This is a genomic window from Rhizobacter sp. OV335, assembly GCF_900142965.1.
In the GTDB taxonomy this organism is placed as follows: Bacteria; Pseudomonadota; Gammaproteobacteria; order Burkholderiales; family Burkholderiaceae_C; genus Rhizobacter.
Map to the genome: position 1 here is coordinate 1 of NZ_FRCQ01000057.1, position 13672 is coordinate 13672.

At 67.9% G+C, this 13672-nt stretch carries 23 protein-coding genes and 1 pseudogene; all 24 read right to left on the reverse strand.

The window, feature by feature from the left end:
* A pseudogene (locus BUE42_RS30945) lies at positions 1-1094 on the reverse strand (hypothetical protein); the annotation flags it as partial.
* Positions 1095-1160: 66 nt separating this feature from the next.
* Positions 1161-3404, reverse strand: coding sequence for a hypothetical protein (locus BUE42_RS30950; protein WP_073469301.1), 2244 nt, complete (start codon positions 3402-3404; stop codon positions 1161-1163).
* A gap of 3 nt (positions 3405-3407) precedes the next feature.
* The gene (locus tag BUE42_RS30955) at positions 3408-4019 is read right to left on the reverse strand and encodes a hypothetical protein (RefSeq protein WP_073469304.1); all 612 of its coding nucleotides are present in this window, start codon (positions 4017-4019) and stop codon (positions 3408-3410) included.
* A 75-nt stretch (positions 4020-4094) separates the two neighbouring features.
* On the reverse strand, positions 4095-4580 hold the full coding sequence (locus BUE42_RS30960) for a hypothetical protein (RefSeq protein ID WP_073469306.1): 486 nt from the start codon (positions 4578-4580) through the stop codon (positions 4095-4097).
* Between the two features lie 42 nt (positions 4581-4622).
* Complete coding sequence (locus BUE42_RS30965) at positions 4623-6095, reverse strand: terminase family protein (protein ID WP_073469308.1); 1473 nt, start codon at positions 6093-6095, stop codon at positions 4623-4625.
* Positions 6096-6665, reverse strand: a complete 570-nt coding sequence (locus tag BUE42_RS30970; protein WP_073469310.1) for a helix-turn-helix domain-containing protein — start codon at positions 6663-6665, stop codon at positions 6096-6098. It lies immediately after the preceding gene.
* A 1-nt stretch (position 6666) separates the two neighbouring features.
* Positions 6667-6861: a hypothetical protein gene (locus tag BUE42_RS30975; protein WP_073469312.1), complete on the reverse strand. Its 195-nt coding sequence runs from the start codon at positions 6859-6861 to the stop codon at positions 6667-6669.
* Complete coding sequence (locus BUE42_RS30980; protein WP_073469314.1) at positions 6858-7466, reverse strand: hypothetical protein; 609 nt, start codon at positions 7464-7466, stop codon at positions 6858-6860. Before BUE42_RS30980 ends, BUE42_RS30975 begins: the two co-directional genes overlap by 4 nt.
* Positions 7466-7591, reverse strand: a complete 126-nt coding sequence (locus tag BUE42_RS34155; RefSeq protein ID WP_255376920.1) for a hypothetical protein — start codon at positions 7589-7591, stop codon at positions 7466-7468. Before BUE42_RS34155 ends, BUE42_RS30980 begins: the two co-directional genes overlap by 1 nt.
* The gene (locus BUE42_RS30985) at positions 7588-7911 is read right to left on the reverse strand and encodes a hypothetical protein (RefSeq protein ID WP_073469316.1); all 324 of its coding nucleotides are present in this window, start codon (positions 7909-7911) and stop codon (positions 7588-7590) included. The genes BUE42_RS34155 and BUE42_RS30985 overlap by 4 nt, the downstream gene beginning before the upstream one ends.
* On the reverse strand, positions 7908-8111 hold the full coding sequence (locus BUE42_RS30990; RefSeq protein WP_073469318.1) for a hypothetical protein: 204 nt from the start codon (positions 8109-8111) through the stop codon (positions 7908-7910). The genes BUE42_RS30985 and BUE42_RS30990 overlap by 4 nt, the downstream gene beginning before the upstream one ends.
* 4 nt (positions 8112-8115) lie before the next feature.
* Positions 8116-8496 (reverse strand): DUF2829 domain-containing protein, encoded by a 381-nt coding sequence (locus BUE42_RS30995; protein ID WP_200799068.1) that lies wholly within the window; start codon positions 8494-8496, stop codon positions 8116-8118.
* A 345-nt stretch (positions 8497-8841) separates the two neighbouring features.
* Positions 8842-9474, reverse strand: coding sequence for a recombination protein NinG (locus tag BUE42_RS31000; protein ID WP_235002730.1), 633 nt, complete (start codon positions 9472-9474; stop codon positions 8842-8844).
* Entirely contained in the window at positions 9471-9977 is a 507-nt protein-coding gene (locus BUE42_RS31005) for an HAD domain-containing protein (RefSeq protein ID WP_073469321.1), read from the reverse strand. The genes BUE42_RS31000 and BUE42_RS31005 overlap by 4 nt, the downstream gene beginning before the upstream one ends.
* The gene (locus tag BUE42_RS31010) at positions 9974-10423 is read right to left on the reverse strand and encodes a recombination protein NinB (protein ID WP_073469323.1); all 450 of its coding nucleotides are present in this window, start codon (positions 10421-10423) and stop codon (positions 9974-9976) included. The genes BUE42_RS31005 and BUE42_RS31010 overlap by 4 nt, the downstream gene beginning before the upstream one ends.
* Positions 10420-10578, reverse strand: a complete 159-nt coding sequence (locus BUE42_RS33265) for a hypothetical protein (protein WP_159445529.1) — start codon at positions 10576-10578, stop codon at positions 10420-10422. The genes BUE42_RS31010 and BUE42_RS33265 overlap by 4 nt, the downstream gene beginning before the upstream one ends.
* Positions 10575-11024 (reverse strand): hypothetical protein, encoded by a 450-nt coding sequence (locus tag BUE42_RS31015; RefSeq protein ID WP_073469326.1) that lies wholly within the window; start codon positions 11022-11024, stop codon positions 10575-10577. The genes BUE42_RS33265 and BUE42_RS31015 overlap by 4 nt, the downstream gene beginning before the upstream one ends.
* A complete protein-coding gene (locus tag BUE42_RS31020; RefSeq protein ID WP_073469329.1) occupies positions 11021-11224 on the reverse strand; it encodes a hypothetical protein in 204 nt (67 codons plus the stop codon). The genes BUE42_RS31015 and BUE42_RS31020 overlap by 4 nt, the downstream gene beginning before the upstream one ends.
* Positions 11221-11670, reverse strand: a complete 450-nt coding sequence (locus BUE42_RS31025) for a hypothetical protein (RefSeq protein WP_073469331.1) — start codon at positions 11668-11670, stop codon at positions 11221-11223. Before BUE42_RS31025 ends, BUE42_RS31020 begins: the two co-directional genes overlap by 4 nt.
* A complete protein-coding gene (locus tag BUE42_RS31030; protein WP_143171873.1) occupies positions 11645-12535 on the reverse strand; it encodes a hypothetical protein in 891 nt (296 codons plus the stop codon). The genes BUE42_RS31025 and BUE42_RS31030 overlap by 26 nt, the downstream gene beginning before the upstream one ends.
* Positions 12532-12840 carry a hypothetical protein gene (locus tag BUE42_RS31035; protein ID WP_073469336.1) on the reverse strand — a complete coding sequence of 103 codons (309 nt, stop codon included), beginning with the start codon at positions 12838-12840 and terminating at the stop codon, positions 12532-12534. Before BUE42_RS31035 ends, BUE42_RS31030 begins: the two co-directional genes overlap by 4 nt.
* Positions 12828-13001 (reverse strand): hypothetical protein, encoded by a 174-nt coding sequence (locus tag BUE42_RS33270; protein ID WP_159445530.1) that lies wholly within the window; start codon positions 12999-13001, stop codon positions 12828-12830. Before BUE42_RS33270 ends, BUE42_RS31035 begins: the two co-directional genes overlap by 13 nt.
* Positions 12998-13210 (reverse strand): hypothetical protein, encoded by a 213-nt coding sequence (locus tag BUE42_RS31040; RefSeq protein WP_073469338.1) that lies wholly within the window; start codon positions 13208-13210, stop codon positions 12998-13000. The genes BUE42_RS33270 and BUE42_RS31040 overlap by 4 nt, the downstream gene beginning before the upstream one ends.
* The gene (locus BUE42_RS31045) at positions 13207-13668 is read right to left on the reverse strand and encodes a DNA cytosine methyltransferase (RefSeq protein WP_369823029.1); all 462 of its coding nucleotides are present in this window, start codon (positions 13666-13668) and stop codon (positions 13207-13209) included. Before BUE42_RS31045 ends, BUE42_RS31040 begins: the two co-directional genes overlap by 4 nt.
* Positions 13669-13672 lie beyond the last annotated feature (4 nt).

Sequence of the window (13672 nt, forward strand, 5' to 3'; positions counted from 1 at the left end):
TTATTCCACATCGCCTCGAAGCCGTCGCGAGGTGCTGCTTGCGCAGACGACGCGCCGGATGGTCGCAACATGTTCCCGGCCGTCGAAGGCACGCTCTGACGGACGCGGCCGGTTGTGGCCTTGATCGTTTGGTACATGGTCTCGATGAGGCCGCGCCATTGCTCGGGCCGCGACGTGGCCATGATCTGTTGCACCTGCGGCAGCAGGATCTCTTCGATGACCGGGTAGTCGATGTCCGTCTGTGCCTTCTGTTTGACGAACTGGTCGATCTGGCCGAGGGCGCCGTCGACGACACGCTGCTGCTCGACCTGGGTGTTTTCTTGCTGGCGCTGCTGCTGGGTGCGCTGCTCGACGAGGCCCTGCTGCCACCGACCGCGTGCGAGTTCGATCGCGTGCTTCTCGGTGATCTGCATGCCGTCCACAGCCGCGCGCAGGTCGGGAAACTTCTCGAGCGGGTCGATCGCGCCGGCTGCCGGCTCACCGGTCAGAAGGGCCAGCTGCTGCATCTGCTCGCGCAGCACGCCCATGGCGCCGGCGTAGTCGCCGCTGTTGATCATGCCGATCACGCCGACCGCCTGCTGGAATTGCACCGGCTCCACCTTGTTGTGGACGAGCGATTCCTTGATCGGGGTGATCTGCCGCTCCAGCGTGTCGACCTGCTCGCGCAGCGGGCGGAGTTCGCGCAGCTCGTTCGCCATCGACTGGAAGCGCTGCTGCGACTCCGGCTTCAGGCCCTCGGGCATCTTCAGGTCGTCGGGGGCGGGCTTCGCAGCGGGGACGACGGGTGCGCCCGGGACCGCTGGCTTCGCGCCGGTCAGCGCCGCAGCAGCTGCATCGGCCGCCACCTTCGCGGCGAACCGGCCCGCCTCGTCGCGCGGCTGTCCCTGCGGCACCTCTTCGGCACCCGTCGGGAACATTGCCTCCATCATCGTCTTGGGCGCAGCCGCATCAACGACGGGCGTGTCCGGGACCACTGCGGCGTCGGGCGCCACCACCTCCGCCGGCACCGACGTGTCGATCGCACCTCCGCCTCCGCCCCCTTCGTCGAGGGCGTTCATGAGGCAGAAGCGTCGGAACAAGCGGTGCAGTTTCATGGCGGCGGTTGGTCAGTTCTGTTGTGCGGGCATCGTCATGCAGCCGGTGCGGTGTTTTCCCCGCGTTTACAGCGGCCCACTGGAGCCGTAGTCGTCCGGCTCATCGCTGGGCGCGAGTTGCTCGAGCGGCTCCGTCTCCATCTGCTCGATCGGCGGCACATCGGGCAGCGGCGTCGCGGCCGGCAGCGTGTCCGTCGCCGGGGCGGCCGCGGCCTGGATGCGAGCGACGATGACCTTGGCTTCGGCTTCGATCGGCGCTGTCACCTTCGCCACCTCGATGTCGCGGCGCGCGTTGATCTGCGCCACCTCCACATCGCGCTGGGCGTTCGCCTGGCCGACGGCGACCGTGGCCTGCGCCTCGTCCGCCTTGCTCTTCAGCTGCGCCTCCAGGTCCTGCACCTGCTGGGTGAGTTCCTGGATCTTCTCCTGCATCTGCTGGCCGATCTGCTGGACGCGCGGATCTTGCATCGGGTCCGGCGCGCCCTGCCCGTCCTCGCCTTCCTTCGGCGCCGGCAGATACTGCTCGATGTCGAGCCGCTCGTCGAAGCGCCGCAGCGTTTCCTTGACCAGCGCCACGACCGCGGCGGCCGATTGCGTATCGCCCTTGGCGCGCAGCTCGGTGACTTGGGCCAGCGCCTTCTCGATGACCGGCAGCACCTTGGTCCACCGGTCCTGATCCTGCAGGCGGTCCGGCTTGCCCGTGCTGCCGCCCTGCACCCGCACGCTGACCTGCCGGAAGATCTGGTCGGCAGTCATCTGCGGCCACACCGCCTCCTCGCCGGCGATCTCTCGCACCTCGGCCTCGGTCATCTTGCGCAGGCACATCTCGAGCACGTAGGCGCCCACGTCCGAGAGCATGTCCTCGGTGATGTCGGTGCGCTCGCTGCTGCGGCTGCGCAGGCCCTGGGCCAGGATCTCCGCCTCGGTGGCGGTCTTCGCCTGGGTGACCGTGCCGCGGCTCGCGTCCCCGCCGCCGAGCGTCTGTTCGATGTCGCCGCGCGCCGGCGCCGTGTCGTAGGCCGTCGGGTTGATGTTCCCGAGCGTGCCGCTGAAGATGTCGTCGCCGATCGGCTTGCCGCCATTGCCCTCGACGACGATCACGTCGGAGCCCTGGCGGTTGGTGATGTTCGTGACGTCGGTCGGCGTCAGTGCTCCACCCTTGCGCACCACGTTGAGCGGCAGCGCGAACTTCCGGTCGCGCACCAGGTCGTCCCGATTGGTGTTGTACTCGTTGACCAGCTGGGTGATGAGTTCCACGTCCGACTGCGGGTAGAACGCCCCGTCGACCTCGTTGAACAGCATCAGGAAGAACGGATACCACTGCCGGCCGGTCCAGTCGGGCGACATCGGCGGCTTGACGAAGCCTTCCTCGCCATCACACACGTACAGCACGCGGTTCGACGTCTGGTCCCACACCTCGTAGACGCACAGCAGGCAGCGGTGCTGATCGCCGCCGCTCGCGTCCTGCGTCGAGCCGTCGGCGGCCTTCGGCTTGTAGCGCTTGGCCTTCTTCGCCTCGTAGCCGGCCCAGGCCTTGTACTTCTGCGGCGTCATCCACACCCGGTGCGCCATCGCGTCGGCGCGCGGGTAGTCCTGCACCTCCTCGACGGACTCGTCGAGGATGATCACGTCCTCGGATTTCACGAAGTCGTAGACCGGACCGCGCCAGACGGTCACCTCGCTCTGCGACTCCAGGCCGGCGAGCGTCTGCTGGAGCTCGGCCAGCTTCAATTCGTGGTCGGTGGTCGACGGGTCGTCGAGCTCGGCGCGCAGGGCCTCCACCTTGTTGATGTTGTCCTGCGTGTCCTTCATCCGCTCGATGATTGCGGTGTCGGTCTTCGTGTCCTCCTGCCATTGAGCCTTCGTCCAGCCCACGGCAGTGGTGTAGGCCGCGGTCAGCTGGCGCTTCGTGCGCTTCTTCAGCCGCGCGTCCTCGACCAGCAGTTTCTGCAGCAGCGCCTCGGCGGTGTCGCAGAACCCCTGCACCATCTTCAGCCGGGCCTCGGGCACGCCCTTGCGCGGCTTGACGGAGAACTCCGGGTCCTTCGCGTACACCTGGGGCCGCATGCTGGCAAGGTTCGAGAAGAACAGGTTCGTCCGGTACGGCTTGCCCTCGGCGTCAGGGTTCTTGCCCTGCAGCCGCTGGCGGTTCGTGGCGAATCGCTTCGTGGCCGCCTCGGTCCGCTTGATCGCCGCTTCGATGCGGCTCATCCACTCTTTGGCGAGCGCCTTGTCCTGGTCGGACACGACGCGCTCGCCCTGCTGTGGCTGGGCCGGCTGCGGCGATGTGGACGGAACGAGGTCGGCCATCTATCAGCCTTCGAGCGCCAGCGACGCCGTGCCGGAGGTGTAGGCGCTGATCGTCGCGTGGATGTAGCGCGACAGCTTGACCTCGGCCACCATGGCAGCGTTGGTCGCCGCCATCACCACCGTGGAGGTGGCCTTGGTGGCCGAGCTGGCCGACGTGGCGTTCACGTTGGTGACGCCCTGCAGCGCGATCGATTGGATCGGCGCGGGGACGGCGCCCAACAGCGAGTTGTCGTTCGCGGTGAACTCGGCCAGGCTGGCGAACGAGGTGAGAACCAGCGTGCCGACCAGGTTGCCGCCCACCGCCAGGCCGGCAGAGTGGCTGTTCATCAGCGGCGTGGTGTCGAACACCTGCGCACAGCGCGGCGTGCCGCCGTAGGCGCCGTTGCCCACCGATCCGACCAGCTGGCCGGTCGTTGCGGTCAGCATGTTCAGCGTCCACTCGCCGTTCATAGCGGTGAGGCCGGTGACACCGGCGATGGCCACCTTGTCGCCGGTCTTCAGCCCGCTGTTGGCGGCGAAGGTAGCGACGATCGGGGTGGCGTTGGTGCCGCCGGTGATGAGCAGCAGGTCGACGGCGGAGCCGGCGGAGCCGAGGGACTTGGTCTTGACGGACATGATTCGTTCCTTTGACGCAGAGGACAGCCCTGCCAGCCGGGTGCACAGCGAGGGGCTGCACCGGCCCCGTGGTGATCAGTGCTTCACGCCCCCGGAAGCCAGCACGATGTCGTCGCCGATCAGCGGCCGGATCGCGTCCACGTCGTTCACGAAGGCGTCGGACTTGTCGGCCGCGGGCTTGGTGGCGAGCTCCAGGCGCTGGACCGGATTCAGGGTGGCGAGGCGCGCGAGGGCGGCCTGCGCGTCGATGTAGCGCTCGTCCTCGGCGCCGAGCGCGTTGATCGTGTCCTCGAGCCCCATCCCGGCCAGCAGGTCCGCGTGCTCGCGGCTGTCAGCGTGGATCAGGATCGCGTCGCCGCCGACGGTGCAGCCGCCGGCCAGCGTGAAGATGTTGGTGCCGTCCAGGACGCCGGCCACCGTGTACAGGTAGGCGACAGCGCCGTCCTCGTCGACGTGCGTTCCCTCGAAGATCACGGCCGGGTCGACCAGCCGTTTCAGGTCGGCCGCGTCGATCGAGCGGCGGTGCGTGAAGTCCAGGGCGAGTTCAGGCGTCGAGTGCATGCACCCATTGAGCCGTGACCCGACTGGCGTTTTCCCCGCGTTTCAGCCCCGCAGCAGCCGGCGCTTCTCTTCCTCGTCCCGCTTGATGATGCCGTCGAGGGACCATGCCGGCGGCCCGGTGAAGACGCGCGGCTTCTTGACGGTGCTCCACGGGCGCGCCATGCACATGTACCGCGTCTCGTCGCCCACGTGGTCCTCGCCCTTGGTGTCGACGTCCTCCAGCTTGTTCGGGTCGTTCTGGAGGGCCGGGAACGTGCGCAGGAAATCCCGGCAATCCTCGGTGACGTAGAGCATGGGCTTGCCGTCCTCACCGTTCAGCCGGCCGCGCACCTGCTGCCAGCCGGCCACGCGGTTGGTGTCGGCGCGCATGAAGCGCGGGCCGGTGTGCTCGTCGATCTTGACCATGCGCTCGAACAGCGACGGGCCGCTGGAGGTCGTCCACAGGTCGGTGCCGGCCGGGCTCATCTGCTCGTTGATCGTCTCGCCCGCCTCGCGCGCCTTGATGCCGCGGGCGATGTCCTCGATGTCCATCCGGATGCCGACGTCCGGGTTTGCGTTGCCGCCGGCGTCGCGCTCCACCCCGTACCACTCGCGGTAGCGAATGAGTGCGCCGGCCGGGAACTGTCGCTCGCTGCCGTCCGACATCTTCACCCATTCGTCCTCGGCCACACACCACCAGCCGACCGAGAACGGATGAGCCCCGCCCCAGTCCATCGACCGGCCGCGCGTCCAGTGCTTCGGTGGGGTGAAGCGCGGTATCTTGTGCAGCGCCGAGCGCCAGTTCTCGAAGAACGCGCCGGCCACGATGTCCCAGTCGCCCTCGAACCATGCCTTGCGCAGCGCCTCGTTGCCTGCGGTGGCGGCCAGCAGCCGGTTCTTGTAGCCCGGGTCCGCCTGCATGCCGATGCGGTTGTCCGCCATCTTCGACGGCACGAACATGCGGACGAAGCCGGTCTCGGGGTCCACGTAAGGCGTCATCGGCCTGGTCACGTCGATGTAGCGGCCCTTGACCCACACGTGCCCGATGCCGCCCGGGTTGCCGGTCAGCCGCACGGTGCATGGAATGCCGTACGGGCTGCGCAGGCATGACAGCATCTTCAGGAAGCCGGCCGGGCTCGCGTACTCGGTCACCTCGTCGAAGCTGATCCGGCAGTACTGGTGCCCGTGGTACTTGCCGTAGTCCTTCTCCGCCTCGATGAAGCGCATCTTGACGCTGGCGCCGCTCGGCCAGTACCAACAGTTCGAGAACGGGTACTCGGCGCTGGGCTGCGTCTTGTAGGTCGCCCCCTCCTGCGGGAACACCTCCATCGCCCGGGCCTGCAGCTCCTCGAGCTCCGGGTAGGTCTTGCGGAACATGATCCCCCGGTAGTGCTTGCCGAAGCGCAGCGCCCCGTCCTCCTGGTAGCCGAGCTGGAAGTCGCTCTTCCCGCCGTAGCGCTCGCCGCCGTAGAACAGCTCATCGCACCAGTCGGCCTCGATCGCAGGGAGTTGCCCGCCGGGCTGGGGAATCCACATTCAGGCGAGCCCGTGCGTTTTGAGCCACTGATCGCGGGTCAGCTGCGGGCGCAGTGGGCCGGCCATCACGCCGGACTGCCGCTCCGCCTCCTCGGCTTTGGCCATCCGATCCTTCGTCGCGGCGATCAACCCCATGCCCATGGCGGCCGCCTCGTTCGACACCTTCGTCAGCATGGCGACGGTCCGAAGGGACGCCTCGGAGGCGCCGCTTCCAGGGTTGGCGTCGTCGATCTTGGCTGCCTCCGTGTTGGCGAGCGCCTGGAGGCGATGCGCTGTCTTGGCTCCGAGTTCCGCCGCCTTGGCCGAACTCTTCATCACGTTGCCGATCGTCTCGGCGAGCGAGAGAGCGCTGTACTGCTGCGCGACCGGCAATTCAGCCAGCGCTGTCTGGGCTTCCGCAACCTTTTGCGCAACCTCACGGACCTTTTGCGATTTTTGCGCAACTCGCCGCGTCACCTGCGATGGATGCACCCCGTACTCGCGGGAGAGATCGCTCGCGCCCTCCCCTGCGGCCAGCCGGCGCTCGACTTCTTCCCACTGGGCGGGACTCAGCTTGGAGGGGCGGCCCATGTCAGCCCTTCAGCGCCGGGAACAGCGCCTTCAGCCCGGCCGGCGAGTTCAGGCGGTCCAGCCAGCGCTGCTCGGCGCTGACGACTTCGATAACCTCCATCGTCAAGCGGTCGAGCACCAGGGTGCGCGGCGGCAGGTGCATCGCCTCCCACCAGACCGCATCGAAGGTCTCCATGATCTCCTGGGTGGTGGTCATCGCGGGGCCTCCGAAGCGTCGATGGCGCGCAGGATGTCCTCGTCCGAGGCGGTGCGCAGCCAGTCGATGCGGAATTCGAGAATGGCGGGCGCTGCTCCCGCGTGTTTCTTCGCCGCTGGCACGCAGAGCACTGCGCAACGACACGGGCCGCCGGGCGGGTCGAGGCGCTTCTGCGTCTCCCGGACGTTCTTCAGCACCACAGTGCGCCAGTCGTCCTGGCGGATCAGGTCCGCGCCGGGCTTGCCGGCCGCGGCAAGCTCTTCGGCGCTCATGCCACGCGTGATGTCTCGCAACTTCCTGTCCGCCGCGTGGAAGTGGTCGTAGACGGCATTGATGGCTGCCGCCACGGACTCTGGAGACATCGCGCGTCGCGTTGAGGATGCTGGGGGCGCCCCGAACTGGCGGCGGATCTCCCGGCCAACACCCTCAAAGGTGCTGTCCTGCAGGCCGTCGGCCGCGCTCTCCGCGATCTGGGCGCACTCCTCGGCCACCAGAGTGGCGAAGGCGGCGATAACTGGCTCATAGGCCCCATAGCCGTCGCGGCCCTCGAAGTGCGCCGCGATGCCGGATTGCGTGGCAAGGCGCTGGATCAGTTGATTGCCCATCAGTCGCAAACCCCCGAGGCTGAGCAGTCCGGAGCATCGATGCTCCGGTGCGTGGTGGTTTCGGTCCCGCCACCACCGCAGGCGGTGAGCAGCAGGGCCAGGAGGAAGGTGGCGGCGGTTTTCATGTGGTCTCCGTGAACGGTAGCGGCAGGCTCTCGCCCACCTTGATGACCTGTTGGCGCCGGTCCATCGCTGCGATCTCCAGGGCGATACGGAACCGGCGCTCGTGGTCGATGTACTGCCTCGGGCAGTGCTTTGCGAACAGGGCCAGCACGATTCTGGCGTCAGATTCGCGGGGTTCTCCCCCTTCCGTCCATCCTTGAACGGTCGTGGGGTCCCGCCCGACTCGGCGGGCGATCTCCTTCATCGGCACGCCGACGCGCATCAGGGCCCGCACGATGGTGAACCAGTCGCGGCGGCGGCCATGGCTCAGGTTGTGGCTCACTCGGTGGGCTCCTTGCGGCGCTCTCGGCGCTGAACTGGCGCGCCGATCGACTCACCGACGTGGTAGTCGTGGCAGTGGGGGCAGTGGTGGGCGTGGACGATCGCGTCGTCCATCTGCCTGCGCATCCGCTTTGCCGCGGCCGCAGCAGCGCTGAACCGCGTGAAGCGGTTCTTGCCAGTGCAGCCGGGCAGCGGGTTCATGCGATCAGCGCGGCAGCACGGCCCAGTCGTTCGCGAACAGGTCGCCCTGGCTCGGCACCCACGGCACCAGCAGGCCCTGGGCGTTCTTCAGCACCAGGTAGGGCGCACCCATCTTCGAGTTGTGGTCCGGGTACTGCGCTTCGACGTGCTGGCCGGCGGCGTTCCAACCAGCACGGGTGACGCACTGGCCGTCCTTCGCGTACATCAGGGCATCTGCGAAGCTGCGGATCGCCTTGAGCTCGACCGTGACGCGCACCGTGGCATCGAGCTGCTGCCGCTGCTGAGCCATGCACTTGCCCATGGTCGCGTCGGCGAAGCCGCCGATCGCCGCTCCCAGGCCCGCGTGGCCGATGATCGTGCCGCTCTTGATTTCACCTTCGTTCATCTCGTTCCTTTCGTTGTGCCGGGCGTCTCAGCCGCCGGCTTGCTGGCCGCGAACTTCTCGCGGGCGGTGATCAGCGCGCAACGGTGCATGTGGCGTGCGGGGATTGAGCCACGCTCTTCTGCCGACAGGTCGGGCAGTAGTGCACGTAGCGCATGCCGGATGGGATGTAGAGGAAGTTCGGCAGGCCGTGCTCCGGGTCTGGGCATAGGGCCTTCTCCGGGAGCCTGTGAAATCCTGGCGCCTCATCTACGCCAGCCCATGTCTCGGCGATCTTCATGCCGATTTCATGGGTGCGCCGCAGCGCGTCAGCTTCTGTTGTCAAGTCCCATTCCCTTGGGTCGTGTGTCATTCGATCCTCGCTTTGAGTTCGCGCAACTCGGCGCGGTAGTGATCCCGCAGGGCCTGCAGGTCGGGGATGGTCAGCTTCAGCGGGGCGTGGGGGCCTTCGAGCCGCTCGACTTCGGGCAGCCCGACGCGGCGCACGAGCTCAGCGCGGTACAGGACCGGGTTGCCGTGCAGGTGTCGGTTGCAGGGCACGCACTGCTTGTGGACGTTGGTCTCGGTGAAGCGCAACTCGGGCCGGGCGCCGGTGGTGAGGTAGTGGCCAGCGTCGTAGCTGCCGTCGTGGTGCCGCAGGCAGCTGATGCACGGGCGATCGGCGTCCCGGGCGCGGATGTAGGCGTTGAAGTCCTCCTGCGCCTTCGCCAGCCACCAGGAGCGCGGCCGGGCTGCAGCCTTCGCGGCTCGCGTGGCGATGCGCTCCTTCTTCGCCTTCGCATCAGCCACCACCTGCAGGGCGCACTCGATACCGCAGGCGGCCTGGCCCTTGCGCGCCGGCGTGAAGCGGTCGCCGCAGGCCTTGCACGCCTTCGGCCGGAGCACTGGCACCTTCAGGCGCGCCTCGGCCTGCTTCTTCCGCAGCTCGGCGGCGTCGGGGCGCTTGAAGCCTTTGCCGGGCGCCATGGGGGTGCGCTTCACTGGTCGCTCCAGTCGAGCTGCTGGCCGCCCTGCTGCCAGTTCCGATTGCGCGGCTGGCCCTCGTATGGATCGGCACCGAGGATGCGGCACAGCGCTTTGAAGCTCGACCACGTGACGCCATCCTCTGCGTTCGTCTTGACGAAGCTGGCCAGCTGCTGCGGCAGCATGTCGGAGTCGTCGTCGATGATGGCGTAGGCCTCGATGTCATCGCGCGCATCGAGCCAGCGCTGGATCTGGCTGCCACGCGGCCCCATGCCGTTGTCGGTCCGGTCGATGATCGGGAGGCCGAACGCGCGGCCGGCGTCGGCGAAGTTGCAGTGCAGGCGCCACGCTGACGACAGCACCACCTTCGCGCCCGTGTTGTCGCAGACGCGCTGCAGCAGGCGGATCGCGACCTGGTCGAAAGCCGCGATGTGGTCGAGTTGCATCGGGAACCCACCGAAGGCGACGCAGGTGCGGGTGCTGTTCAGCACGCCGTCGATGTCGAGGAAGAGGACTTTCATCCCTGGTACTCCTGCCACTTCGGCACGCTGAAGCGCACGCCAAGGTCGGTGGCGGCGAAGGCCTGCACCTGGTCGAGGTAGTTGCCCATCGCGCGCACCTTGAGCTTCGTGGTGCTGCGCAGGCGGCGGATGATGGTCGGGCGCTTCTTGCCGGCGACCCGGACCTTGACGACCTCGTAGCCGAGGAACTGACGGCGGAACAGCTCGTGCCACGCCTCCGAGACCCAGCGTTGCCCCTCGATGACGGCCTGCTCGCTGATCTCGCTGAGCACCGGGCCCCAGTAGAAGCGGTTCTGCTGGACGCTGCGGTCGTCCTCCTGCTGCTCGACCAGCACGCGCACCGGCGCGCCGTTCGAGAGGATGGCCTGCGCGTGTGCGTAGCCCTGGCGCGCGGCCTCGTGGGCCTGCTCCTTCGTGCGGCAAATGCGGTCGAAGGCGTCGCTCACAGGCAAGGCCCTCCAACCAGGCAGGCTGCTGCGGTCAGGGCCGCGCCCTTCGCGCCCCAGGCCAGCATCAGCAGGCCACGGACCGCGATGGCAGCGCCCAGCACGAACACGATCGCGCCAGCGCCGCCCCAGTCGCAGAATTCATCGAGGCTCACGCTGCCTCCGAATGGGTGTTAGTGCGCGTCGGGTTCGAGGGGCTGCGGCCGTAGGTGACCTTCGTCGCGGCGGTGATCAGCGGCTCGCCGGGCAAGCGCGCCGGGCCGCCCGCCGGGGGCTTCGGTTGGTTCGTGAACGTCGGGATTTTCCCGGACCGCTTCTGGTAGGCCTTCGGCTGCCGCTCCGGTTGATCCTGGGCGAGCCGCTCGCGGTCCTCGAAGTTGCCGAAGTACCGAAAGCTCGATGTGCCAGCGATCTGCAGCTGGTGGATTTTCCTGACGGTGACCAGGTTCTCGATCGCGCGTCGCAACTTCACGCGGTCGGTGTTCGAGAAGCCTTCGAGCTCGTCCGTGAAGACGTAGCCGGCCGGCGTGCGGGCGATCTTCAGGATTGCGGCGGTGAGCGTGCCGGCGCGCTCTTTCCGGGTCTTGGGGTAGGCGTTCATGCGATCACCTCGTGCCATTGCGCCGGCGCGAGGCCGGGCGGTTTGCGCGGCCACTCGTCGACCGCCAGGACGCGCTGCACCGTGGGCCAGTCGTCGTCCATGTCGCCGGTGGCGATCAGCGCCTCGTCGATCTCGCGCTGCGGCGCATCAGCACCGCGGCGGACTTGGTCCAGAAGCTTTCGGGCTCGGTGGAGGGTCATTGGGGTTGTCCTTCGGGTTCGTTGCGCAGCGCGGCACGCCACGCCGATCGCTGGAATGGGTTCAGGCGCTCGCCGGCCATCTCTCGCTCGCGCAGCCGGCGCGCCTGCGCCTTCGGGTCGGCATCCGGCTTCGGCGCAAGGGCCTTGCCGACCACCTCGGCCACCACCGCATCGGTCGCCTTCGGCGCCGGCAGCTGCTTGTGCTCGAAGTAGTCCGGCCGGCCGCGCGCCAGCACGCGGAACTGCGTCGCGGTCGGCGGCCGGTCGGGTGGCAGGTGGTCCAGGGCGTAGCTGATCGACGGCGGCGTCATGCCATCCAGCGCGCTGGCCCAGTCGGCCTTCACGGCATCCATCGGCACGCCATTCCACTTCCGCAGCCAGTCGTCGCCGTAGCGAACCAGCAGGCGGGCGAACAGGCTGTCAACCCACGAGGCGGGGAGTGGCATCGAAGATCTCCATGGTGGCGGGCTTGGTGCCCTTGCGGTTGTCGAGGATTCCGCCGGTCATCTCAGCGACGCGCTCAGCAGCGGCTTCAGCGTCACGCTCACGGAAGGTCGGCGCCTGTGCGCGCTGCAACTCGTGCGGCTTCAGCCAGTCGGCCATGAGGCCCTGCGTCCCGCGAAAGCACCAGATCTCGAGGAACGCCTGCAGCGAGATGCCAGCCTTCACAGCCTCGCGGCCAGCGCCATCGATGACGGTCTTCGTGACCGGGGCGCTCTTCTTGCGCCGCAGGTCGAGAAAGTCGGACCAGGTCTGCGCGTCAACACCGTCAGGGCATGCCGGCGAGGCGGCGCGCTTGCGTGCCGGCTTTTCTTCTTCACGAAGTGAAGGAGTGGTTCCGGTTCCGGTTCCGGTGTCGTGACTCACAGTGGAGTCCTGCGCCTGTCCGGTGGATGTCCCGCGGGACATGTCAGGGACATCCGCGTGACCACCGCGGGTGCGCCCCTTGCGTTCCGCCTCCTTCCGGCGGTACTCCAGCATCTCCAGCACGCGCTGCACGATGGTGTCGTGGTACAGGCGACCGTCGTCAGCGAGCCACCAGCCGCGCATGAGGATCGGCCCGACCTTCACCCACACGGCGGGCGGGATCTTGCACTTCGCGCGGATGATGTTCTGGTCGTTCGGCATCGAGCCAACCGGCTCCATCGTCCAGGCCATCAGCCACATCATCAGGAGCGCGGGCTGCGCCATCGGGATCTCGGACGCGAGCGACCAGGTGTCGGACTGGTCGACCTTCTCGTAGTCGATCTCGAAGCGCCAGCCCTTCGCTTTTGTCTTGGCTGGGTATGGTGCGAGGCGCACTTCGGTCATGCCAGAGCCCACTCCCTCTCGGGCCGGCCGCTCGTGCTCGGCACGAGGTTGCCGGTCTGCTTGACGAAGCCCTTGCGCTCGAGCTGCACCAGCCGGCGGCAGATCTGGACGCCGTCCAAGCGCGAGCGCGCGGCGATGCCATCCTTCCCCAGCGGGCCGTGCTTCTTCAGACAGGTGAGGATCACCGTGAAGTGCGTCAGCTGCAGCTCGGCCGCCGATTGCGCGGCGAGGTGGCTGGTGGTCGGGTCCGACCGGCGAGCCAGCGCGCGCGGTTGGTCGACGTCGGCGAGGGTCAGCTGGTGCATGCAGCCTCCGAGGATTTCGGGGTGGGGGTGTGCAGGCCGCCGGTCTCATCCATGGCGGCCATCTGTTCCCTCCACTGCATGACGCAGTGGGGCTCGTAGATGTCGGCCGGCGCGGGCTGCAGGCGCTCGGGCGGCAGCAGGGTGTCGAGGAGGCGGCTCATGCGGCGGCTTTCTCGGCGCGCCGGGCCGCGCGCTTCTCCGCACACCCAGCGCAGCACCAGACCTTCGCCCCGCCGAAGCGCAGGAAGATCGAGCCGGCGGTGTGCATCACGTGGTGCTGACCGACGAAGCAATTCCGGGTCATCGCCAAGCCAGTGCCTGCAGCGCGGAATCCGTGGGTGCCCTGGGACAGGCTGTCGTCGCTGCTCATGCGGCCTCGCGGATTGCGTTGTCGATGCGGGCGCCGATCCAGCGCACGTTCGGGATGGCCCAGCTGTTGCCGAGGGCCTTGTATCGGGGGCCGTCGACATCCTTCACGCGCCACCGACCAGTCTTCTTGTTCTGCTTCACCTCCATGCCGTCGGCGATGCATTGCTCGGGCTTCTCGTCGGAGCCCATCTTTCGCCAGCCGGCCCAGGAGGGGATGCGGGTGTAGTCGTCGGGGAAGCCCATTAATCTTTCGCACTCCGTGGGTGTGAGGCGGCGGACTTGAGAGGCGCTCATGACCGCCGGCACGAGGTGCGCATTGCCGCCCGGAGAATCGCCGCGACTGCACAGCGTTTGCGCGGTATCAGCCGTGACTTGGTTGTAGGTGTCGAACGCGATGGCGTTCGTGCCTGGGTCCGTGTCGATGGGGCCGCTGATGGGGCCGCTGATGGGGCCGCTGATGGGG